The sequence below is a fragment of the Salmonella bongori NCTC 12419 genome (assembly GCF_000252995.1).
GTDB classification, from domain to species: Bacteria; Pseudomonadota; Gammaproteobacteria; order Enterobacterales; family Enterobacteriaceae; genus Salmonella; species Salmonella bongori.
On sequence record NC_015761.1, the window covers coordinates 2,498,964 to 2,523,485 of the forward strand.

Sequence of the window (24,522 nt, forward strand, 5' to 3'; positions counted from 1 at the left end):
CGCGCCTTTATCGTACACAAACCGCAAAACCGGGCGTTGTTTTACTATCAATAATGCAGCTATCATGCCCGGTAGTCTGATTAAATCCGCAATAATATTTACCGCTCGGCGATTGAGATAAATAGCTATAACTGGACGAGGTCGGCCACCCCGTATCACTGAAAATAGTATGTAACTCTTCCAGGTCTTTCAGCACCGGCGCTTTGGCAAGACTGCCGCACTGCGCCGCCAGATCCCATGTACTGGCATCAATAGTATGTGCCATCGACCAGACCTCATTATTCATGGTGATATGCAGCGGCGGCGTAATTCCCGCAGGCAATTCGGCTAATAAAAGCGGACGCTGTAGCGTCTTACCGTTGGCCTGCACGGTTTCCGGCATGTGTCCCCAATAGTTCGCCTTATCGCTATCGGGACTGGTCAGCACGGTAAAAATCGTATCCAGCGACGTCTGAATCGCTGTCTTGCTCGCGAGCTGCGCCGTTAACGTCGTTTTCAGCCCAATACTGTTATCCTGATGCAGTGCAAATGTCGCTGTGCCGTCTGCACCCGTGGTTGCACTTATTTTGCTGCCCTTAATGGCCATCGTACTGGTGACGCTGGACGGAGACTGCTCGATAAGCTTAAGGTCGTCCTCGTTGTTAGCGGTTACGACAATGCCGGACCGACTCAGAGCATCGCCACGCATTAACGTAAAGGATTGATTAGCCAAAGGCTTGCCTGACGCATCGGTAATCGTAACGGTCAACGGCATGGCAGCCCCTTTTTTCACTACTGCTGCCTTTTTCGTGGCGTCCATCGCTGTCGATGTCAGTGTAATCGTTGCAGGATCGGAAACATGTGGCTCCACTAAACAAACCTGCCGATAGTACGTCGTCGGTGAGGTAGTATTGTGCTTAGCACCATTGCTCAGATTGATAGTCTGGTAGGTAGACGTAACGGCATCTTCATCCGACGCCCACCAGTAGTTGTTCGTCCCGTCAATTGGCCAACCATAGGTTGTACCTAGCGCACCGTCTGGATTAGCGTCATACAGCGATTGCAGATCGCTATAACGAGGCTGATAATCGCTATCACAGCCCGTTTTGCCCGTTTTCTGCATATTGGTGGCGGTCACCGATGACCACGATTCGTTATTAATGCTATAGCTGCCGTTACCTGACGGTGCCTCCACAGCCAGTAGCGGACGGTGAAATTTCACGCCGCCATTCCCGGTGACCGTTTCCGGCATATGGCCCCACATCACGGCCTTGTCGCTGTCCGGACTGGTAAGAACGGTAAAGATGACATCCTTACTTATCAGCGACGAACTGTCATCTGTCAGGACGACGTTGAGGGGGGTTTTAAGGCCCACGGTGTTATCTTGCGACACGGTAAACGTTATCTTCCCCTGGGCGTCCGTTTGCGCGTAGAGATAGGATGTTAGATCCTTCAGGAGCGTCGATGACCCGGAGGGCTGAACGTTATTTAAGGTAATATCGTCCGCGCCGTTTGCGGTATACGTGTTCCCTTCACGCGTCTGCGCATTGCCTCGGGTAATCTTCACCGCCGCGTTGCTAACCGGCTTCCCGGTGCTGTCCGTTACCGTGATGGTCGCCGCTATCTGCTCACCTTTTTTCGCCACTGCCGCAGATTTACTGTCATCCCACGGCGTCAGGCTAAGCGCAATTTTATCTTTCGGGCGCGGCGCGGTCAGGCAAAGCTGATAATAAAAGTTACCGTTTGCCGATATGGAACTCGCGACACCGCTTTTCAAATTGATGTACTGCCAGTAAAGCGCCTGGCCTTTTAGTATCCGATCCGCAGCCCACCAGGTTTTAGCGACCGGTAAGCCAAGATCCGTCGTCACCGCTCCGCCAGGGTGCGCAGCGTATAGCGACTGATAATCCGCCATTGTTGCCATCTGTTCCCAGGAACATGCGCCGGAATCACTGGTATCAAAATAGTTGATGGTATACCAGGACTCGTTTGATTCCGTAGATGAATACACTTCACCTGAGTCGATACTCTTCTGCGGCAGTTCCTTATACAGCAGAGGCCGCTTAAATTCCGCGCCGTTCCCTGCGCTAAAGGTTTCCGGCATATGGCCCCACATATTCGCCTGGTCGCTGTCCGGACTGGTAATGGTGGTAAATATCACCGGTAGCGCCGACGTTACCGTGGGCGTTTTTGACAAACTCGCCGTCAACACGTTTTTAATCCCCGGCCCATTGGTTTCAGTGAGATCAAGTGTGTAGGTGCCATCAGCGCCGGTGACGCCGTAAACCGTAGTGGCAGAAGTGAACGAAATCGCTGAACCCGAAGCGGGCGTCAACGTCATGGCAGGCATTGACCATTTTGTATAGGTAGCGTTGCGCGCCGTTCCCGCGTCCCGCGTAAGCATAAACGGAACATTGCCGACCGGATTGCCCGCCGCATCGGTGGTGGTCACCGTCAGCGGTAGAGTTTCACTGTTTTTCACCTTCACAGCCTGTGCGACAGCATCCGTCGCCAGGGGCGAGGTCAGCGCAATTTGCATGGCCTGTACGGTTGGCGTTGCCCGACAAATTTGATACTGCATATCGCCAGGCGCACGGTTCGACAGGCTCCGATGCGCGCCATCGCCCAGGTCAACAGTCACATAGTTATAAGGCTCTGAGGTAGAGAACGCGCTGGCTGGCGTTCCGCTCCAGTAGCTGTGATTGACAGGCCAGCCCTGGGTCGTTTTTATCGCCTGCCCTGGGTATTTGCTGTAGAGCGAATCCAGGTCACTGGCCGTGGGATAGTAGCCGTTGCCGCAGGACTCTGGATTGGTTTTGTCGCTATTCGGCCCATAAAAACCCGCCCAGACCTCATTATCTTCGTTAAACGTGACGGCATTCGTCGTACTGCTTAGCTCGTTGTAGAGCAACGGACGCTGATATTGCGAGCCGTCTGCCGCCGTCAACGAAGGCGGCATATGCCCCCACATCTCTGCTTTATCGCTGTCCGGACTGGTAATAACGGTAAAAATGGTATCAATGCTGGCGCTGACGGCAGGATTATCATACAGCGTGGCGGTGAGAGCCGTCAGGGTGCCATGGGTGTCCGGGCGCGTAACGTTGATAATTATCGTACCGTCAGCGCCTGTCACCATTCCCATTTTCGTTGTATTCCAGGCCAGTGATTTTCCGTCAATAACGACCGGGGTAACAATGTTCTGCGCACCTTCTTTGGCGACGTATTTGTCACCATCACGGCCATAACCGTCGCCACGCGTTAACACGAAGGGCGCCTGGGGAACCGGTTTACCGCTGGCGTCTTTTACCGTTACTTTCAACTTCAGCGTATCGCCCTTTTTCACCTTTACTGCGTGAACCTTGCCATTGTCATACCACACAGATGCATCCACCGGTTCCAGGGTAATGGATGCCGCCGCAGGATTATCGCTGGCCAGACAGGTGACGTAATCAGAATCGCTGCTGCCACCAGCCACCTCATTGCCGTTAGCCAAAGAAAGCTGTTGCCAACTACTGGCGCTCTGGAACGTAGCCGACCAGTACTCCATCGACACCGGCCAGCCCTTGACGTTATGTATGTCACCACCACTGTTGGCGCTATACAACGCCGCAAGCTGATCGGCGCGCGGCAGACGATTTGCCGCACAGCCGCCCGCCGCCGTATTCCCTGCGGCATCGGCATGAATCACACGCGCCCAGTTTTCATTCGCCTCCTCCTGCAGACCGATAGCGGAGACTTCATCGGCCAGCTTCGGCCGCTCAAAGGTCAGATCACCAACGGTAATCGTCTCAGGCATATGGCCCCACATTCGCGCCGTCGCCACGTCCGGGCTGGTAGCGACGGTGAACTTCACGCTACGGGAGACTGGCCTGGTTATCAGCGAATTAACCGGCACAATGCTAAGCGGTGTCAGAACCCCCACGCCACGCGGCTGTTCAATGATAACTTCGGCGTTTCCCTGCGCATCCGTCATCCCTTTATAGGTCATTGAGGCTTCTCCGGCACCGTAAGCCACACCGTCAATAATCAGTTGCCCGTGGCTGGGATCGGTAAACCCGGTCGCCAGCCCGTCACGCCGTCTGGCGGGCGACAGGGTGATGGTGAATTCGGCATTCGGCACCGTCAGGTTGTTGAGCGCGTTGAACGAACGCACATTCATTTTGATTTGCTGACCGACTTCAGCCGCCATCGAATTGTCCTCTGCGGGATCGTCGTTAAAGTAGACGCTGAGCATCGCAACTTTCTCGTTCGCCGAGCAGGTCAGGTAGTTATCAGCCTGGGTAAACAGACCGTCATCACCGGTCGACAGGTTGACGTGCGCGGTCTGCGTCCCGTCACTATCTCCCGAAATATAAGACAGCTTCTGCGTCGGCCAGCCGTGCACCGTTTCCATCGCATTCTCTGAGTTTTCACTGTACAAATGGTCAAGCGACAGCTGATCCGGTACCTGTCCTGCGCCGCACTGGAGATTAGCAGCCTCTACAGAATTAAATGTTGCCCAGTCTTCGTTATTCTCGCTTTGTTGTCCGGTCTTGTGGCTGGCTTCAACCGCCAGCAGCGGGCGTTTATACAGGTTACCAGCGTCCACCACGCCCTGCATGTGACCGTACATGTTAGCGCCGTCCACGTCCGGGCTGGTTTCTACGGTAAAAATAACGCTGAATGGCAGCTCGGTTTTTTCGCCTTCATCATCCGTCATCACGATACGAATCGGCGTCTCCACGCCCATCCCGTTATCGTGCTTCAACGTCAGGTGCGCCTGACCGTTGCCATCGGTTATACCGGTGTAGTGTTCCGGCGAAGAGGCACGCATATCTGCACTTTCAATAGTGACGCGCAGATTATCCCAGACGTCTTCATGATTGCCCTTACGGTTAGTCGCCGGATCGACAAACAGCTCCATATAACGATAAGGCAGTGGTTTTTTCGTGTCCCGGTCGACCACGGTCATCACTAAGTCAATGGACTCCCCTACCTGTGCTTTATAGGGGCCAGCCGGAGAGAGCGAGATTTGCGGGTGCGCCGCTGGTAAGGCCTTATCCACACAGCTCACCAGAAAAGCTGAACTGTTGCTTTCCCGCTCGACCGTACCCGAACGGGTATGAACGGCATAGTGATACGTATCCAGCTGATCGTTGGTCGACGACCAGTACTCCGCATCGTTAGAGACCGGCCAGCCTGGATAGGTTGCCATCGTGCTCAACGCGTTACGCAGTGCCACCAGTTGTTCGGCGGCGGGCAAGATATCGCAGTGTTCATCTGCGCCGCTCCAGTTAAACTGCGCCCAGGTTTCGTTAACGTCGACCACCGTCCCGCTGGTTCCACGGGTTTCTGCCGCCAGCGCAGGCCGGGTGAACGTATAGGTTACGCCATCCACCACCGCGCTGGCATGTTCCGGCATATGGCCATACATATTCGCCTGCTCGCTGTCGGGGCTGGTCAGCACGGTAAAAATGACATCGGTACCGGCAACCAACTTCGGATAGTTTTCTGAACTGACGATAAGGTGTGTTTTGACACCGGGGCCCTCGGGTTGCGTCACGGCCACAGTTGCCTTGCCCTGTGCATCCGTTACTCCGCGATAAAGCGTCTGCGTGGTGGTCAACTCAGTATTGCCAACATGGACTGGCGCATTGTTATTCACCGCGCCTTTACGTGTCAGCGCATCCTCCCGGCGAATAACAAAAGGAGCATTGCCAACAGGCTGGCCATCGCAACCACGAGTGGTCACCGTCAGGGTAATGCTCTCTCCAACTTTCACTTTTGACGCCTTCAATGTGTCATCAACGTGATCGGCGCTTACCGCCACCGGATCGCCTTCGGCAGGTGCGATATCAATAACGATTTTTTGCTGTAGCAGCGGCAACGCATTTTTCGCTGGCGTGCCGGTAGCAGTCCAAAGATAGAGCGCAGGCGTGGGTGAGGCATCATCAGTCTCAATTTCCGGCCAGGCCACCAGATGGCGCCCGGCCAGATTCTGCGTACAAAATGACAGGTTCGGCGACGGTTGAGGAGAGAGCGGCGTGTCCGGAGTCTCCGCATCGGCCCACAGCAGCCCTACCGTCGGCGGCTGCTGGTTTTCCCAGCGCAGCGGCGTGGCCGTAAAAATATCGCCTTCCGTATCCAGTTCGTTAACGGCCTGCATCGCGCTGTCGGAGGCATCAACACTAAAATCGCGCGGCATTGCGGTATAGGCGACCAAATGCGTCTGCCCAGGCTGCAACAGCGTGCTTCCCTGATACACCGGCACCGCCGCACCGTCGGCTTGCGGTACGGTACCATTAACCGCCGCGGTAGACGAACTCAGCTCCTGCCAGGTTCCCCCCTTGCGGCTTGCAGAAGCAGGGGCTACACACATTCCCACCATCAGCAGTAAAGCCAGTGAAAAGCGGTATAAATTATTATGCAGTTTCCCATCCATGAGTCACATCCATCCGATTTTCGTCTTAATATTGCTTCAACACACTTTGCTTAACGACGGGCTAAGCAAAATGCACGGAAAATACCACTCCCCGCAGGGAGTGGTAAGGCCTGAGTTATTTGCGTTTGTAGTCGATAGACAAGCCAAAACCTTGTACGCCATCGGTACCGATGGTAACGCCGCCGTCTGCGCCTTCGAAAGCCGCCTTCGCTTCGGCGTTGGTAAGCGGAATAACGAGGTCGTGGTTGTTGTAACTTTCGTTGACAATACCGGCCTTCCCTGTATTGGCAATTGCGCTGCTGCCGGTAAATTTCCAGCGGTAGTCGTACTGGTCGGTAACATCCTCGCCAGTATCGTATTTGCTGTTGCCGTTTTTATCGCTCCACAGCAGAACTTTATAGGTGGTGTTTGTTTTAAGTTTGGTGTCAGTGCCCAACAGGTTAGTGGTAGTACCATCCTCGTAAATCGACACTTTCACGCTTTCGTTGACCACTGGACCTTCCGGAATATCATCGTCATCAGAGCCACCGCCTGCGTTGGTAGACAGGTCGTTCAGCAACAGTTCTGTCGCAACAGCAGGGTCACCGGTGGTGGTGGTCGGCGTGATTTTGATACCAATGTAACGATCGGCATCATCCGCCTGAATCTCATAGGTATCGCTCCCCCTGGTACCAATCTCTTTTGCATCACTGCCGTTCTGATCGCTGTAGCTCATCCACTGAATGGTACCTTTAGTTGCCGCGTTGCCCGCATCCAGGTCGCCTTCCGTATCGCCAATCGCCCAGTTGACCGTGACCTTATCGCCAATGTGAAACTGTTTTTCGCCATCGGTGCTGGCAGCGCGGCCACCGCGATCGACACTCACTGTGACGTGGTTTTTATCCGTGTCGGCAATTTTATTCTCGTCACGAGTGATCCAGGGCACCGTCCCCTGAATAGTGCCTGTTGTTTCACTGACACTTTGCCACTGTCCCGATTTCAGCTTCGCGTCCGCCGCTACCGCAGGCATGGTGCAGTACCCGGCGAAAGCTAACGCCAGTGCGACTTTGGTCAGTCGCTGCTTAGTTAACAAATGCATTAAGATTCTCCTTTTTCTTTACTCTTCAGCGACTGGCGCTATTTCTTTTGGCTATACGCCACGCGTATGCCATAGCCCTGCACGCCATCTTCTTCATTCGCGGCAAACTTCTGCGCCGCTTCCCGGTTGGTAACGGGCAGAACTAAATCTTCATTGCGGGTATTGGCCTGTGCGCCGGTATGCCCGTTAGTACTCTGCCCGGTAAACTCCCACTGGTAGTCGTATTGCGCCATCTCCTCAACGCTTAACTGCTCCGACATCTGAAACACGCCATCTTTGTTTTTGTCACGCCAGAGCAAGAAACGATAAGTGTTATTTACCGTCGGGTGTTTATCTTCTTTGCCGATGAGATTGACGGGATTTTTAGTCTTGACCTGATAAATCAAGGTATTGAGCGGTTCGAGCGCCTCACCGGTAAACGTCACGTCAACATAGTTACTGTCACCGTAAGCATCCTCTTTTGCTTTCCAGCGGAAAGTGCCCGGTAGCGTGCTGGAGAGTGTGACCGTCCCGGCCGCTTTATCGCGCTTCGCGATAAATACGCACGGCGCCTGCGTACTGCAAGGCGTCTGCGCCAGCGTCACTTTTTTATCGTTGCTGTCGTACAATTCCGGTGCCATGGTGTCATCCACCAGTTCATTACCATTACGATCTGTAGAATCGCCGAAAGCGTCCGTTAACAGCAGATCCATCACGACGCCATCTTCGCCGTCTGCCAGGGCGCTGGCAGTATGGCTGTGATCGGTACGATCGGGGTCGGCGATATTATCGACAATCAGCTCAATTTTGCGGTTCTGCTGAACGGTAATCTCTACGACACCAGAGTTCTGCTTGTTGCCTTTTTCATCTTCCAGTGTCATCCGCACTTTCCAGGTATTCAATGCGATACGCTGCGCGTCGGTGTCCGCATTGACCCACGCCGGTAATATCAAATTCCAGCGGTTATTATTACCTTCGGTTAACGCATCGGCTTTTACCACCGGCATTACCAGCGTACGGGCAGCGTTGTTTTTCGCCTGCCAGGAGGCAGAGACAATTTTGTAGTGATGATTGATCAGCGCATTGACGGTCCACTTACATTTTTCAAGACCGACTGCCGCCTCTGGCGTATCCTGGATGACGCACTCCGGGTGTTCATTGGTGGCGTCTGCTTTCAGCCACAGAGTGACATCTAATGGATCTTTCTCGCGGTATTCGAGCACGATAAAATTATTACGATCGACGAAATCAGTACGGCTGCCCATCAGGGAGTGCTGGATATTGACATTGTCCGGGTCGAGCTGCGCCGCAAGTGGCGTGCCTGGCTGATAAGTCACGGTCGCATTAACGCTAAAATCGTTACTATCGCCCGTACCGGCTTTGTAATCAGCCCCCAGCGTCAATAGTGGCACCGGCGTGTAATTGAGCCCTACAGTAACGGCATGAGGATCTTTTTGTAAGTTGTCCGTTCCGAACAGCGCCACCTCATCACCGTAGTACTGTTCGTAGACTAATTTAGCGCCAAGTTGCGGATAAAACGGTAGCCAGCTTTCTGCCCGGATATCCCAACCGCGTGCCGGTCGCTCTTCATAAAAATCGAAATCTTTGGAATCTTTCCAGTCAGAAAGAGGATGATAATAGTTGCCTGAGAATTTCAGGTAATTCGTCCAGGCTTCAGTTCCCAGACCGAGACGCCGATGACCACGGGTAAAATCGTAATCATAAAATAGATTGCCGCCCAGCAGCCAGTTGCCGACATTTTGCCGCAGGCCAAAACCCAGGTTACCGATGGATCTGTCTTCTTTACGCTGGGCCGAAATCTGACTAAAGAAAAGCGTGCTCTGATTGTCATACCAGGGGATAAAATAATCCAGCGAACTGCCGTCCAGATCGCCGCCTTCGCCGACAGATAAACTGGTACGAACTTTGCCATAAGGTGAAAGCATACCTTCGAGATATGATTGCGCAGAAGACGTTATTTTCCCCTGAATATAATTACGCGCCTCGGATTGCAACGCTTCCGGGGTTAAATTATCAAAACCCTGGGTGGCGGAATTAATAAAATAATCCGTCCCCTGTTCGTTAAGCGTTTTTCCTTTATTCTCCTGTTCTTCTTTTTTTACGGATTCACTGGCTAAATCAGGCAGGGAGGCTTGGCTTTCATCGTTTGCAGACACAGAAACAGCTGCACCAGAAGCCGCAACTGACGCTCCCGACACCAACAGTAAAACCAGAACGCGAATCCTTCGCACCATATAGTATCCCTGTCTGTAAACAATCACACCTCCATAAAGAAATATTATAGGGATGACGCACATGAATTATAGTCAACAAGCCTAAATATATTCCTAAAAAGAGCCAGTTAATATGAAACCATCTAATAGTATTGATATAATAAATAAGAAAGTCAGCCATTATTTATTTTAAATATTAATTCCAGGAAGCAATATAAAAAATATATAATAAAAAGTGGGTAAGTGGATAATACGCGGATGATTAATTGAGTATTACTGGAATAGCGAATAACTATTTTGTTATCGCCGGATAAGACATCTGTCTTTCTCCGGCGTAAGGTTGTCACAAGTTATGGATTGGTAATGATGAAACTAACCCGTTTTTTGGAAATTAAACCATGGCCGTTCTGGCAAAAGTAGTCGACCGCGCCGCAGGCTTTCAAAACCTGTAACGGCTGGCGACAGTCGGGACAGATCGCCTGTAATGCAAAATGTTTGTTACATGTTGCACAATGCGCGGTATCGCCATTACGCTCCAGCGCGTGATGACAAACGGGACAGCTCATTTCCATAACTCCCTCCTTAACCGGCTGGTGCATTTGCATTTTGAATAAAAATGCCTGATGGCGCTATGCTTTCAGGCTGGTCCCGCTAAGCATAACACCATCGGACCAGAAGGCGCTTTGTAGTGATTACTTACTTTTCTTGATGTGCTTCATCAGACGCTTACGCTTGCGCATCTGCGTTGGCGTCAGCGTGTTGCGCTTGTTCGCATACGGGTTTTCCCCTTCTTTGAACTGAATACGAATCGGCGTTCCCATTACTTCCAGCGATTTGCGGAAATAGTTCATCAGGTAGCGCTTGTAGGAATCTGGCAGATCTTTTACCTGATTGCCATGGATGACCACAATCGGCGGGTTATAACCGCCAGCATGGGCATATTTCAGCTTCACGCGGCGACCACGCACCAGCGGCGGCTGGTGATCTTCTACCGCCATCGTCATGATGCGGGTCAGCATCGCGGTGCTTACGCGACGGGTGGAACTGTCATATGCTTCACGTACCGATTCAAACAGGTTACCAACACCACTACCGTGCAGAGCAGAGATAAAGTGGACGCGGGCAAAATCGATAAAGCCCAGACGGAAATCCAGCGTCTCTTTTACCTGCTCTTTCACTTCCTGGCTCAGACCGTCCCATTTATTAACTACAATAACAAGTGAGCGCCCACTATTGAGGATAAAACCCAGCAGCGACAAATCCTGGTCAGAAATCCCCTCACGGGCGTCAATCACCAGCAGCACAACGTTAGCGTCTTCAATAGCCTGTAATGTTTTAATTACCGAGAACTTTTCTACCGCATCAGTGATTTTGCCGCGCTTACGCACTCCCGCCGTGTCAATCAGCACATACTCACGCTCGTCGCGCTCCATCGGGATATAGATGCTGTCACGCGTGGTGCCAGGCATGTCATACACCACCACGCGCTCTTCGCCAAGAATACGGTTAGTAAGCGTAGACTTACCGACGTTCGGGCGGCCAACAATCGCCAGCTTAATCGGCAGATCCTGTGGATTGAAATTATCTTCAGGTTCTTCTTCGCCGTTTTCTTCTGCCTCTAATTGCGCCCAATATGCCGCGTCTTCATCCACCTCTTCCTGCGGCGCGACGTCTTCCATCCACGGCAGAAGCACATGTTCCAGCAGACTCAATACGCCGCGGCCATGCGATGCGGCGATCGGGTAAATTTCGCCTAATCCCAGTGAATAAAAATCAACAACAGCCTGGTCCGGATCGAGGCCATCAGTTTTATTCGCCACAAGGAAGGTCGGTTTTTCACGGGAACGCAGATGTTTGGCAATTGCTTCATCTGCCGGCATCAGGCCAGCGCGCGCGTCCACCATAAACAGCACCACATCCGCTTCTTCAATCGCCAGCAGCGACTGTTCTGCCATCCGCGTTTCAACGCCATCTTCGGTGCCGTCGATACCGCCGGTGTCGATACAGATAAACTCGCGGCCTTCAATCTCCGCACGACCGTACTTACGGTCACGAGTCAGACCCGGGAAATCCGCAACCAGCGCATCTCGGGTGCGGGTCAGACGGTTAAATAGCGTGGATTTTCCGACGTTAGGGCGCCCGACAAGCGCGACCACAGGTACCATGTTTAAAGCCTCATTTAAAAAATCATCAGACAACGCGCGCCTTTTGCGCCGTTGTTAAAAACAGGAAAACGGCCCCTACACCAGGAGCCGTTTTTTAAAACACACAACCGTGACGATTAACGCGTCATCGCGTAGACCGTACCATCTTTGGCCTGGATGAACAGTTTACCATCCGCTACCGTCGGTTCGGTCAGGAAACCAGAGCTGTCTACTTTTTGTTGGGCAACAAAACGCCCGTCATCGACATTAATCCAGTGCAGATAACCTTCGCTATCGCCGACGACTAAGTCTCCATTATACAGTACCGGAGAAGTCAGCAAACGGTGCAGCAGATCGCTTTGCGTCCACAGCGTTACGCCACCGTCGGTGGTCAACGCCAGCACGCGATCGTTCTGATCAACCAGGTAGATACGGTCACCTTCGACGATAAAGTCATTGACCGAACCCAGCTCCCGTTTCCACATAATCTGACCGCTACGCAGATCCAGAGCCGTTAAATTACCATTGTAAGCCAACGCATAGACAACGCCATTCACTACTACCGGCGTAGTATCGACGTCACTCAGACGGTCAATTTCCGTTGGGCCAGTAGCCTGTGAGATACGCTGTTGCCAAATCATCTGCCCCTGCTGCATCAACACGGCACTGACGCGGCCATTATCCCCACCGACGATAGCCGCGCCGAACGCGGTAGCTGGCGCAGATTCGCCGCGCAGAGACAGCGAAGGCATATCCAGGTTCACGGTCCATTTAATCGCACCATCTGCCTGGTTTAGCGCCTGCAACTGACCGTTGCTGGTATGGATAAGTACAATGCCATCACTGACGACCGGGCGAGACAACGCTTCTCCAGCGACCTTCGTCTGCCATGCCGTCGTCCCGTCGCTGGTGTTCAGCGCATACACCTCGGCCTTTTCACTGCCAATATAGACGTGACCACCTGCGACCGTGACGCCGCCGGATAACAGCGCAGACGAACGGGAGAACCAGCCGTCTTTCTCGCCCAGGTTCACAGACCAGATCTCTTTGCCATCATCCGCATTGAGCGCTTTTACCACGCCGGCGCGATCGGCTGCATAGACCACATTATCTGCCATTACCGGATGGAGGTTAGAATAAAAGTCGCCAATTCCGTTACCGACAGAGGTGCTCCAGGCGGTCGTCGGAGTGAACTGATTTTCAACTTCCGGTAATGGTGACATCTTGACGACATCTTCTTCGCCGCTAAATAGTGAACAGCCACTGAGCAGGGTAACGGAAAGCAACCCTGGCAGAAGTAATTTACGCAATTGCATCGGGTCCCTCTCAGATGGACAAATTATTGATTTTCATCTGCATCATTTCACTCAACGCTGGAGAAGCGTCGCTATTAACGCCCGCTTCCCATGCGCTGCGCGCGCCTTTTTTATCACCCTTACTCAGTAACGCTTCGCCGCGCAAATCAGCGACAATTGCCGTCCACCCTTCGCCTTTAATGGCGTCCAGAGTTTTCAGCGCGGCGTCAGCTTGCTTGAGTTGTACCTGAACGCGAGCAAGACGCAGATTAATCACCGCTTTAAGATTCTCATCACTGGTGGCCGCCAGCCCTTGCTGCAACTGGGCTTCGGCTTTTTTCAGTTCATTCTTATCCACAAACTGCTGCGCCAGTTCCATAGACGCCAGCGCACCATAGGTATTTTTATTCTCAGCCGCGAATTTTTCAGCAGCAGGAATGCTATCCGGCTTATCGGCGCTTACCGCCGCCACCGCATTTTGGTATGCCAGAGAGGTTGTACGCGCGGACTCCGTCTGATGGCTGTTCCAGTAACGCCAGCCAATCAGCGCGCCAACCCCTAAAATCACGCCGACGACCAGGGCTTTGCCATTTTCAGCAAAGAAACGTTTAATCGCGTCTACCTGGTCGTGTTCGTTCTCGTAAATTTCCACGCTGTCCTTCTCCTTAGCCCAATAAAGTGCGCAAATGCGCGGCAACGCTGTCCTGCGCCACTGCCGTTTGCTCACCGGAGCGTAAATCCTTCACTACAACAGTCCCATCGGCGACCTCAGATTCGCCAAGAACCAGTGCAATACGGGCGCCCCACTTATCAGCGCGGGCAAACTGTTTTTTAAAGTTGCCGCCGCCGTGGTTCGTCATTAGCTTCACGCCAGGCATTTCATCACGCAACCGTTCTGCTAACGTCATTGCCGCAGACTGCGTTTGTGCGCCAGCAGCAACCAGGTATATATCGACAACAGGAGATGCAATAAATTCCGGATTAACTGCCTGAACCAACAAAACAAGTCGCTCCAGGCCCATCGCAAAACCCACTGCTGGCGTTGCGCGCCCCCCCAGTTGTTCCACCAGCCCGTCATAACGACCGCCGGCACAGACGGTGCCCTGTGACCCCAGACTGTTAGTAACCCATTCAAATACAGTACGATTGTAGTAGTCAAGACCGCGTACCAGACGCTGGTTGACAGTGTAGGCAATCCCTGCGGCCTCCAGCAGTTGGCAAAGGCCCGCAAAGTGCTCGCGTGAATCGTCGTCCAGATAGTCGCCCAAAGCAGGCGCGTCATTAAGCAACGCCTGTACGTCCGGATTTTTTGAATCCAGCACGCGCAGCGGATTGGTATACATACGGCGTTTACAGTCTTCGTCCAGAGTCTCTTTATGTTGTTCGAGGAACGCCACCAGAGCATCACGATAATTTGCTCGCGCTTCCAACGACCCAATAGAGTTCAGCTCCAGGCGAACATGTTCAGAGATACCCAGCGCACGCCACCAGCGCGCAGTCAGCATAATTAATTCCGCGTCAATATCCGGGCCTTGTAAGCCAAAGACTTCAGCGCCTAGCTGGTGGAACTGACGGTAACGACCTTTTTGCGGACGTTCGTGACGGAACATCGGCCCGATATACCACAAACGCTGTTCCTGATTGTACAGGAGACCATGTTCGATGCCGGCGCGTACACAGCCCGCCGTACCTTCAGGACGCAATGTCAGACTATCGCCGTTGCGATCCTCAAAGGTGTACATCTCTTTTTCAACCACGTCAGTAACTTCACCGATCGCACGTTTGAATAACGGGGTCTGCTCTACAATCGGCAAGCGGATTTCACTGTAACCGTAGCTGCCGAGCACGTTTTTGAGTGTGCCTTCAATGCGCTGCCAGATGGCGGTTTCGCCAGGCAGATAATCGTTCATGCCGCGAATGGCTTGAATGTTTTTTGCCACGTTTATTCTCTTTCTGAATATAAAAATGAACCCTCAGCGCTTCCCCAAACCATGCGGGAGCCATGCGGGTTCAATCATACACGGGAAGGCGGTTACTTCCCATCACGTTATTATTTTTCAACCTGCAGCACGTCAATCCGACGCATTTCATCAAGTTGGCTGGCTTTTGCGCGAATACGCGCTTCAAGCTGGGCAATCATATCGTCGTTGTCGAGGCGATCTTTACGTACGCCGTCTTCATACAGGCCGCTTTTCTTATTACCGCCCGTCACGCCCAGCGTCGATACCAGCGCTTCGCCCGGCCCGTTCACGACACAGCCAATGATCGAGACGTCCATCGGGGTGATGATATCTTCCAGACGCTGCTCCAGCGCGTTTACCGTGCCGATAACGTCAAATTCCTGGCGAGAGCAGGTCGGGCAGGCAATGAAGTTAATGCCGCGCGAACGAATGCGCAACGACTTCAGAATATCAAACCCCACTTTGATCTCTTCCACCGGGTCAGCAGCTAACGACACTCGCAACGTATCGCCGATACCTTCCGAGAGCAGAAGGCCCAGACCGATCGCAGATTTCACCGCCCCGCTCCGCGCGCCCCCTGCTTCAGTGATCCCCAGATGCAGCGGCTGATCGATCTGTTTAGCCAACAAACGATAAGATTCCACGGCAAGGAAGACATCAGATGCTTTTACGCTGACTTTGAACTGATCGAAGTTCAGGCGATCGAGATGATCCACATGACGCATGGCAGATTCCAGCAGCGCCTGCGGCGTAGGTTCCCCATACCTTTCTTGCAGATCTTTTTCCAGCGATCCGGCGTTAACGCCGATACGGATAGGAATATTTTTGTCGCGTGCGCAATCTACCACCATGCGGATGCGTTCTTCGTTACCAATGTTGCCGGGGTTGATGCGCAAACAGTCAACGCCGTATTCCGCCACTTTCAGCGCAATACGGTAGTCGAAGTGAATATCGGCGACCAATGGGACGCTCACCTGCTGTTTAATGAGCTTAAAGGCTTCGGCGGCGTCCATGGTTGGCACGGAAACACGCACAATATCCGCGCCTACGCGCTCAAGCGCTTTAATTTGACTCACTGTCGCTTCCACATCAGTGGTGCGCGTGTTAGTCATAGACTGTACGGCGATGGGGGCGCCATCACCGATCGGCACATTCCCAACGTAAATACGTGTCGATTTTCTACGTTGAATCGGAGCCTGGTTATGCATGTAAAATCTCCCGCGTTACCCGTCTGTTACTGTGCCGGTGTTGGTTCGGCATTGAGGGTCAGACGCGCAACCTGATTAGTTCTGATAAAGCGGCTCAGATCGACTGGTTTTCCTTGATACTGAATCTGCACCGCTGCCGGCGCGCCAATTTTAAGCTTATAAGGCGCCTGACCGGTAAGGTTTAAATTGCCATCTTTACGCTGCATACCGCTGAACAATTTTTTACCCGTGGCATCGGTCACCTCAAGCCAGCAGTCGGCGGTAAAATTCATCACCAGCGCGTTAGGATCGGCAGCAGGTGCCGCTACGCCAGCCTGATCGGTCGGCAGCGCGGATGGTGTCTCCGTTGCCGCTGAGGCGGCCGATGTGGCAGCCGTATCGACATTAGCCTGGGAAGGCGCGACGACAGTATTCTGCGACGCCGCCGGGGTTGATGTTGGCGCCGGTGGCGTCACCGCCGCCGTCGAATCCGCAGACGTCGCCGGAGCCGTTTGCGCAAGCGTCGTATCCTGACTTGCCGCGGCGCTGGCATCCAGCGGTACGCTTTGGCCGCTGTCTTTATCGGCATTCAGTTCAGCCGTGCTTTGATCGGCCATCGTGGTAATCTCTTCCTGCTGTGCCTTATGGTTTTGCCACCACCAGGCACCGGTCAACCCCACCACCACAAACAGTACCAGCCAGGTAAAAGACATTAACCAGCCGTCGCGTTTTTTACGGCGTTTACCTAACGAGAAACTCTGCATTGGAGCAACTTTCGCAGCGCGTAACGGAGCCTGTTTTTCCAGTCCCGGCAGCAGTTCCTCTTCAGGAACATGCACCAGCCGCGCATAAGAGCGGATATATCCGCGCAGAAAAGTTGAGGCAAGATCGGACGGCGCCTTATCTTCTTCAATATCGCGTACCGTAGAAACCTTCAGGCAAAGTCGCTCAGCGACAGCCTGCTGGCTGAGTCCGAGTTGTTCACGGGCATTGCGCAGACGAACGCCGGTGGTTTGTGCTTCATTTTGGTCGTGCGTGGCTTCAGTATTCATTCGCTACAGCTACAGGTACGTGTAAATTAGGATTCAGGCGCCGGCGAGCTATAATACCCGCCCACACCGCGAAAACATCAGGTTACTAACCTTAGTCAGACAGTATAAGCCTGTCGGACTGCAGATGACAAAACTGCTTAAGACATAAGGCTAACTTCTTGTTGCACCGCTACATACTGCCTTAAAGTCGACAAAAACGCACCGTTAATATTGACCAGACGAGTGCAACGCAAGACATTATTCAACTGGCATTGCGCCACGGTATAATGAACGTACCATAGCGCAACGGCCATCAGACAGCCCTGATATCGATGGCTTCTCCCTGCATACGCTTACGCAGAGTGCGCTTGGTACGGTCAATGACATCGCCTGCCAGCTGTCCGCACGCCGCATCGATATCATCGCCGCGCGTCTTACGCACGATAGTCGTGAAACCATAGCTCATCAACACCTTAGAAAAGCGATCGATACGGCTGTTGGAGCTGCGGCCATACGGCGCGCCAGGGAACGGGTTCCATGGAATCAGATTGATCTTACAAGGCGTATCTTTTAATAGCTCCGCCAGCTGGTGCGCGTGCTCGGTGCCGTCGTTAACGTGATCGAGCATCACATACTCAATCGTTACGCGCCCCTGGTTGGCATTGGATTTCTCCAGGTAGCGGCGAACCGCGCCGAGGAACGTGTCGATATTGTATTTTTTGTTGATCGGGACGATTTCATCACGAATCGCGTCATTTGGCGCGTGCAAAGAGATAGCCAGCGCAACGTCGATCATATCGCCCAGTTTATCCAGCGCAGGCACCACGCCGGACGTTGAGAGTGTTACACGGCGTTTGGACAGACCGAAACCGAAGTCATCAAGCATAATTTCCATCGCCGGAACAACGTTGGTCAGGTTAAGCAACGGTTCGCCCATTCCCATCATGACCACATTGGTGATCGGGCGCTGGCCGGTGACTTTAGCCGCGCCGACAATTTTTGCCGCACGCCAGACCTGACCGATAATTTCCGATACGCGCAGGTTGCGGTTAAATCCCTGCTGCGCGGTTGAACAAAACTTGCATTCCAGTGCGCATCCCACCTGTGAGGAGACGCACAACGTAGCGCGGTCATCCTCGGGAATGTATACCGTTTCAACACGCTGATCGCCAACGGCAATCGCCCACTTAATGGTACCGTCTGAGGAACGCTGCTCTTCCACTACCTCCGGCGCACGGATTTCCGCGACCTCTTTTAATTTGCCGCGCAGCACTTTATTGATGTCGGTCATCTCATCAAAATTATCGCAGCAATAGTGATACATCCATTTCATCACCTGATCGGCGCGGAAAGGTTTTTCACCTAAGTTTTTAAAAAACTCGCGCATCTGCTGACGATTCAAATCCAGCAGGTTGATTTTTGCTTCTTTATTAGGAACTACCGGGGTACTGCTTTCAGGTGTGACAATTTGTTCAGACATATTCTATTCCGGCCTCGTTATTACACGTTATGGCCCCTGGAGGGTTGAAAAAAGAAACGCCCCGGCTGAGCACGCTGCTCGTCCGGGGGCGCTGCATTGTACAAATTCTGGCGCAAGGATGCCACGCCTGCACGCGGCATTAGCGAAAATAATATTTGAATCGATAATTTATCTCCAAAGGATTTCGCGTTGCAAAAAGGCGGCAAGTTCGTGACAAATTCGTCGTGAACGAATTTGCACAGCCAAAGGCTGACCTTCGGTGAGAGACATGGATGTCTCTCATCAATCCCCGGGAGCATAGATAACTATGTGACCGGGGTGAACGAACGCAGCCAACGCATTTGCAGCGTGAAAGACGAAGGAGATTAACGGGTGCGCGGGCACACTTCGCCTTCACCAAAGAAAAAAGCGATTTCGCGTTGCGCCGACTCCAGCGAATCCGAACCGTGGGTACCGTTTTCAGTAAAGCTGTCAGCGTAGTCGGCGCGCAGCGTCCCCGCCAGTGCGTTCGCCGGATTAGTAGCGCCGAGCAGATCGCGGTGACGCTGTACTGCATTTTCACTTTCCAGCACAGATACCACGATAGGACCAGAGGTCATGAACTCCACCAGACCGTCAAAGAATGGCTTACCGTCATGCTCAGCATAGAAGCCGCGAGCCTGCTCAACGGTCAGGTGCAACATTTTAGTACCGACAATTTTGAACCCTGCTGCTTCAAAGCGCGCAAAGATACTGCCAATAACGTTTTTTGCCACCGCGTTAGGTTTAATGATGGAAAAAGTCCGTTCAATAGCCATGTTTACCTCTGAAATAAGTTCTGGTGTGATGTCAGGCGCGGATTATAAAGAGCATCCCATCAATTGCCTATGGATATAGGTAACATTTTTTTAAAATAAAATGAGCATTAGCAACAAAAGTTAAAGGCGCATACCAAACTCATGGTACTGACACAGTACGCAGTGCGTGTGTCCAGGCGTGAGAGCATTGAAAGTACGTTTGCAGCTTTCGCAGGTGAGCGTATGCGCCGCAATATGCCTCGTTTGCGCAGGTTCTGTTTCAAACCGTAGCTGCAGTGCCTGGTGCGGGCATACCGCCGCACAGACCCCACATCCCGTACAGCGTGCCGCCGCTATCGTCAGCGTATCGTCGGCAAACCGGAGAACGTTTTCCGGGCAGCTTCGCCAACAGGCGCCGCACATCCTACACTTCTCCGGACTGATGTCGGGTACGCATTCACTGAGTGTAGAAAACGCCTGCCTGAGACGCCGTTTACCTGGTTCGACGGCGCAAGGAGTAACGGCATCGCGCGGGACATGGAACAGTGTGCGCCGCGAAGCATTAATTTCAGCCCCAACACTATATTTAAAAGACCAGCACGGCTCTCCATAGCGGCGTAGCGCCAGATTGAGTCCCGCCAGCGCTATCAGCCACTGCGCCGACCGCTCTACCGCAATGTCAATAAAGTGAATGCCATATTGGTGATGCCAGAGGAGCAGTTCATCAACCTCTGGCGCCTGTAGCGAAAACGGCCCCACCAGCGTATCTCCCTGCACAAAGCGCTTAACCGGTTTGATACCCGTAATGGCGTCCACCGGACAGACAAACAGGCAGTGACCACATGCAATACAGCGTGTCGCATCAACACTGACCTGCCCTTGCATTAGTGAAAACGCCTGCGCCGGACAAACGTCGGCGCAGGCACGGCAGGAAGAGAAACGAAAGCGACGGCGGACGCAAGCTTGCGTCACGTCTACCGTCGGTTCGCTCGTCAGATTGACCATCAGCCAATACTAAAAAAGACGTAGCGCAGCACAATCTCGCCGATAAGCAGCAGTATGCCGCCCGCCACCAGAGTGCCTCTGACGTTTCGCAGTCCCCCAGCGGCAAAGCAGACCATGCCCGCGGCCGAGACGCACCAACCGAGAAGATACACGTCTCGCAACTGTGCCAGCATCTGTAGTGGGCGATGCGGGAACGTCACGCCCGCCGTATCCACCGCATTGATATACGCCAGCCATGCCGGCTGCATGATGAGACGCATCAGCACTAACAGGGCGACCGCCACCACGGCGCAGCGCATTGCGATACCAGCACTACGCAGGCAGGTCAATGCGATGATTACTGAACCGATAATGCCTACTGAGCCAAAGAAAAGCGCCAGCGTATTGCCATGCTGCCAGGTCACCACCGAGGCATGAATATAGATCTGCGCCATGCAGAATACATCCACCAGCCCAAGCGCTGCCGCCAGCATCAGCAGCGGCTGCCAACCCGGTTTGCGAAAGAACAGTAGCACAACGCCCAGTCCCAGCGCCGCCAGATAAAGGCTGGCAAAGACGATTTCTCGGCTCAGCCACGAACTGGCAATATGACGTAACGCGTTCAGTGCATTCAATGGATAGCCCATGTGCAGCGCTGAGGCGAGCAGGCCCACGCAGGCCATTAAGAATGCGCCCGCCATTACAGGTAGTGCGCCACGCCGGGGCTCTCGTCCGTCTACGGCGTACCGGCGCCCCAGGGCCAGCCACAGCGTCACGCCTACAGATCCCTGCAAACAGAGCGTAAAAATCAGCAGCGGTAATTCATGCATGGTGTTTACCCTCTTTTTCGGCACCCTGATGCGCTTTGACAACCAGGTTAGGCTTAGTAATTGATGAATCTGGCAGCCCGTTAACATCGCATACGCTGCCGTATTTCGCGCGCAGCTCATCAATAGGGCCAAACTTGATGGCCTCCAGCGGACAGGTCGCGACGCAGACGGGCTGTTCACCTTGCGTTTGCAAATCAACGCACATGTCGCATTTGGACATTTGTCCGGTCTTCTCATTAAGTTGCGGCGCGCCGTAGGGGCAAGACCAGGCGCAATAACCACAACCGACGCATTTGTCGGTGTCAACACGTACAATGCCATCGCCAGGACGTTTATGCATCGCGGTGGTCGGACAGTTTTTAGTGCAGATCGGGTCCGCACAGTGGTTGCAGGAAATGGAAAGCGTATAAGCAAATACATTGTTGCTGGCCCCGCCCTGCCCGGTCGGGATGAAACTCCCGCCGGTGACTTCGTACACGCGGCGGAAACGACGGCCCACCTCCAGATTATTTTTATCTTTACAGGCCACCTGGCAGGCTTTGCAGCCGGAGCAGCGCGAGGAGTCAATGAAAAATCCCAGTTGCTTATCGCTCACGGGCGGATAATGTGTAAACTGACTCATGCTTTTGCCACCTCCACCAGCATGGTTTGATGTGAATTTCCTTTCGCCAGTGCGGTGATGCGGGCCGAACTGAGCACGTTCGCACAGCCGCCTTTATCTACACCGTTCTCATCCGGCTGCCACCATGCACCAGCCTGCATCGCGACAACACCGGGAATCACGCGCGGAGTGACTTCCGCCGGGATTTCACATATCCCGCGTTGATTATGAATGCGCACCATATCGCCCTGCGTAATGCCACGCTTTTGTGCATCCTGCGGGTTAATCCACACTTTCTGCTGCTGAACTTCAATCAGCCACGGGTTAGCGTATTGCGTCGAGTTGGCGCGGTTTTTCCCTTTCCACGTAATTAACTGGAGCGGAAAGTCTTTTACCAGCGCATCTTCCGGTCCTTCATGGGCGGGAACGTAGTGCGATAGCGCCGGGATTTCCGGATGCTTCATGTCGTACAGGCGCTTCGAGAAGATCTCAATTTTTCCTGACGGCGTCGGGAAAGGATGATTTTCCGGATCGCGAATATTGTCTTCAAAAGCGACAAACGGCGCGCTTTTGAACAGATGCTGACGTGTCTTTTGCAGCGTCGCAAAATCCGGCAAATTCTCGTCCGGCATCGCCAGGCGAGTCTGTTCCCAGATGTGCTCAATCCACGCTTTTTCATCGCGTCCCTGGCTAAAGTCGTCCTCAATACCTAATTTCGCCGCCACCTCACGCAGCCAGTCATAGTCAGAACGACGTTCAAACTCAGGCTCGATCAGTTTTTCAGAGAGGATCAGGTAGTTTGCCGTCCCCCAGGTTTCGCCGATATTCCAGCGTTCCATGAAGCTGGTTTCCGGTAGCAGCAGATCGGCGTATTTCGCGCTCGGCGTCATAAACAGATCGCTGGCGACGATAAACTGGATTTTTGATTCATCCTCCAGCACGCGTACCGCCTGATGCAGATCGGGGTTCTGATTCGCCAGATAATTTCCAGCCAGCGAGAACAGAATACGAATATTGCTGTCCAGCTTATTGGCCTCTTTCAGTCCAACCTCCGGGGTCACCAGGCTGGCGTCGTCTGCGGCCTGCACCCAGTTCATCACTGAAATTTTGGCTTTCACCGGGTTATCCGGCATTTCCGGGCCGGCCGCGAATTTACGATTTGGGCAGCCGCCATAACCCGCCGCCCAGCCGCCCTTGACGCCCACATTACCGGTAATGGTCGCCAGCAGAGTCGAGCCCCGCGCCGTGCGTTCGCCACAATTATGGCGCTGGGGTCCCCAGCCCTGGATAAGCGCGGCAGGTTTGGTATTCGCGTAATCACGCGCCAGCTGGCGAATGGTTTGCGCCGGAACATGGGTAATCTTTTCTGCCCACTCGGGTGTCTTAACGACACCGTCTTTCGCGCCGGTCAAATAGGCTACCAGCGATTCGTTAGCTGGTACGCCTTCTGGCATTGAGGCTTCATCAAAACCTATCGCGTAGCGTTCAATAAACGCGCGATCGTGCAGATTCTCACTGATGATGACGTACATCATCGCGTCCATCAGGGCGTTGTCGGTAGTAGGCAACAGCGGGATCCACTGATCGGCAAGTGACGCAACCGTATCAGAATAGCGCGGATCGACCACAATAAACCGCGTACCATTCTGCTTCATCTGCTGGAAAAAATAGTTGGTATGACCAAAAATGGTCTCCGTCGGGTTATGGCCCCACAGAATCACCAGTTTGGTATCTAAAAGCGTATCCAGCGAACTGCCGCTGGCGGCGGTGCCGTACGTATACGGCGTCGCGGCCGCCGTGTTGCCCATACTCACAGAATGGTAGCTTTCCAGATAGCCGCCAGTCAGATTCAGCAGGCGACGCACCATTTTATCACCAGAAAACGTGCCGCCGGAAACAGCGGTACCAACATGCACATACCGTGAAGCCGGGCCATATTTTTCAGTAATGGATGTTAAATTATTGGCGATTAACGTTGTCGCTTCATCCCATGAAATTCGCTCAAATTTTCCTTCCCCGCGTTTTCCTACGCGCTTCATGGGATATTTAAGTCTGTCAGGATGATAAACAAATTTCCGGTATGCACGTCCACGAACACAGGCACGCATCACCGGCATTTGCGGGTCCAGCGCATTATCAGGCCGCGTTGAAATTCGTGTTACTATACCTTCACTGACATGCGCCCGAATATCGCATTTGCCCCCACAGTCAAATGTGCTGCATGTCTGTACAACGGTTTCTGTCGACATATTTTCAGCCGCAGGTGCCGTTCGCGCCCGTGCTGTAGCTGTGGAAGAGATAAATGGTAGCGCAATCATCGCGGAACTGGCCTGTATAAAATTACGCCGGGAAATAGCGGGCTGATCGCCATTTCCCTGGCTTTTTATTTTTTTCATGATCCGACTCTGTAAATAAAAACGCATTCTCGCGTTTTTAAGTGTTAGATCTCTTGATATTTATCAAGCTCCCTCATTAAGGGTAATTCCGGAAAAATTAATAATTCTCATTAACTTTAAATTAAATGAAATTCGTAATTTATTCT

Annotated in this window: 16 protein-coding genes; all 16 read right to left on the bottom strand. The window is 53.1% G+C overall.

Annotated elements, in window-relative coordinates; all coding sequences use genetic code 11:
- Positions 1–7 precede the first annotated feature (7 nt).
- Entirely contained in the window at positions 8–6,400 is a 6,393-nt protein-coding gene (locus tag SBG_RS11795) for an adhesion domain-containing protein (protein ID WP_000348781.1), read from the bottom strand.
- A 115-nt stretch (positions 6,401–6,515) separates the two neighbouring features.
- The gene (locus tag SBG_RS11800) at positions 6,516–7,478 is read right to left on the bottom strand and encodes a SinI family autotransporter-associated protein (protein ID WP_000550451.1); all 963 of its coding nucleotides are present in this window, start codon (positions 7,476–7,478) and stop codon (positions 6,516–6,518) included.
- A 38-nt stretch (positions 7,479–7,516) separates the two neighbouring features.
- Complete coding sequence (gene sinH, locus SBG_RS11805; protein ID WP_000252247.1) at positions 7,517–9,712, bottom strand: intimin-like inverse autotransporter SinH; 2,196 nt, start codon at positions 9,710–9,712, stop codon at positions 7,517–7,519.
- A 329-nt stretch (positions 9,713–10,041) separates the two neighbouring features.
- Positions 10,042–10,263: a zinc ribbon domain-containing protein gene (locus SBG_RS11810; protein ID WP_000426038.1), complete on the bottom strand. Its 222-nt coding sequence runs from the start codon at positions 10,261–10,263 to the stop codon at positions 10,042–10,044.
- A gap of 120 nt (positions 10,264–10,383) precedes the next feature.
- On the bottom strand, positions 10,384–11,856 hold the full coding sequence (gene der, locus SBG_RS11815) for a ribosome biogenesis GTPase Der (RefSeq protein WP_015702964.1): 1,473 nt from the start codon (positions 11,854–11,856) through the stop codon (positions 10,384–10,386).
- A gap of 116 nt (positions 11,857–11,972) precedes the next feature.
- Positions 11,973–13,151: an outer membrane protein assembly factor BamB gene (bamB, locus tag SBG_RS11820; protein WP_001177064.1), complete on the bottom strand. Its 1,179-nt coding sequence runs from the start codon at positions 13,149–13,151 to the stop codon at positions 11,973–11,975.
- Between the two features lie 10 nt (positions 13,152–13,161).
- Positions 13,162–13,782 (bottom strand): YfgM family protein, encoded by a 621-nt coding sequence (locus SBG_RS11825; RefSeq protein WP_000409193.1) that lies wholly within the window; start codon positions 13,780–13,782, stop codon positions 13,162–13,164.
- A gap of 13 nt (positions 13,783–13,795) precedes the next feature.
- A complete protein-coding gene (hisS, locus tag SBG_RS11830; RefSeq protein ID WP_001107145.1) occupies positions 13,796–15,070 on the bottom strand; it encodes a histidine--tRNA ligase in 1,275 nt (424 codons plus the stop codon).
- 110 nt (positions 15,071–15,180) lie between these two features.
- On the bottom strand, positions 15,181–16,299 hold the full coding sequence (gene ispG, locus SBG_RS11835) for a flavodoxin-dependent (E)-4-hydroxy-3-methylbut-2-enyl-diphosphate synthase (protein WP_000551826.1): 1,119 nt from the start codon (positions 16,297–16,299) through the stop codon (positions 15,181–15,183).
- Between the two features lie 26 nt (positions 16,300–16,325).
- Entirely contained in the window at positions 16,326–17,330 is a 1,005-nt protein-coding gene (gene rodZ, locus SBG_RS11840) for a cytoskeleton protein RodZ (protein WP_001090887.1), read from the bottom strand.
- Between the two features lie 292 nt (positions 17,331–17,622).
- Positions 17,623–18,789, bottom strand: coding sequence for a bifunctional tRNA (adenosine(37)-C2)-methyltransferase TrmG/ribosomal RNA large subunit methyltransferase RlmN (locus SBG_RS11845; protein ID WP_000003209.1), 1,167 nt, complete (start codon positions 18,787–18,789; stop codon positions 17,623–17,625).
- A 365-nt stretch (positions 18,790–19,154) separates the two neighbouring features.
- Complete coding sequence (ndk, locus tag SBG_RS11850) at positions 19,155–19,586, bottom strand: nucleoside-diphosphate kinase (RefSeq protein WP_000963844.1); 432 nt, start codon at positions 19,584–19,586, stop codon at positions 19,155–19,157.
- A gap of 120 nt (positions 19,587–19,706) precedes the next feature.
- Complete coding sequence (locus SBG_RS11855; protein ID WP_000247799.1) at positions 19,707–20,570, bottom strand: 4Fe-4S binding protein; 864 nt, start codon at positions 20,568–20,570, stop codon at positions 19,707–19,709.
- Positions 20,570–21,379: a dimethyl sulfoxide reductase anchor subunit family protein gene (locus SBG_RS11860; protein WP_000544890.1), complete on the bottom strand. Its 810-nt coding sequence runs from the start codon at positions 21,377–21,379 to the stop codon at positions 20,570–20,572. Before SBG_RS11860 ends, SBG_RS11855 begins: the two co-directional genes overlap by 1 nt.
- Positions 21,372–22,001 (bottom strand): DMSO/selenate family reductase complex B subunit, encoded by a 630-nt coding sequence (locus SBG_RS11865; RefSeq protein WP_000077447.1) that lies wholly within the window; start codon positions 21,999–22,001, stop codon positions 21,372–21,374. The genes SBG_RS11860 and SBG_RS11865 overlap by 8 nt, the downstream gene beginning before the upstream one ends.
- Complete coding sequence (locus SBG_RS11870; protein WP_024135086.1) at positions 21,998–24,376, bottom strand: DMSO/selenate family reductase complex A subunit; 2,379 nt, start codon at positions 24,374–24,376, stop codon at positions 21,998–22,000. The genes SBG_RS11865 and SBG_RS11870 overlap by 4 nt, the downstream gene beginning before the upstream one ends.
- Between the last annotated feature and the right edge of the window lie 146 nt (positions 24,377–24,522).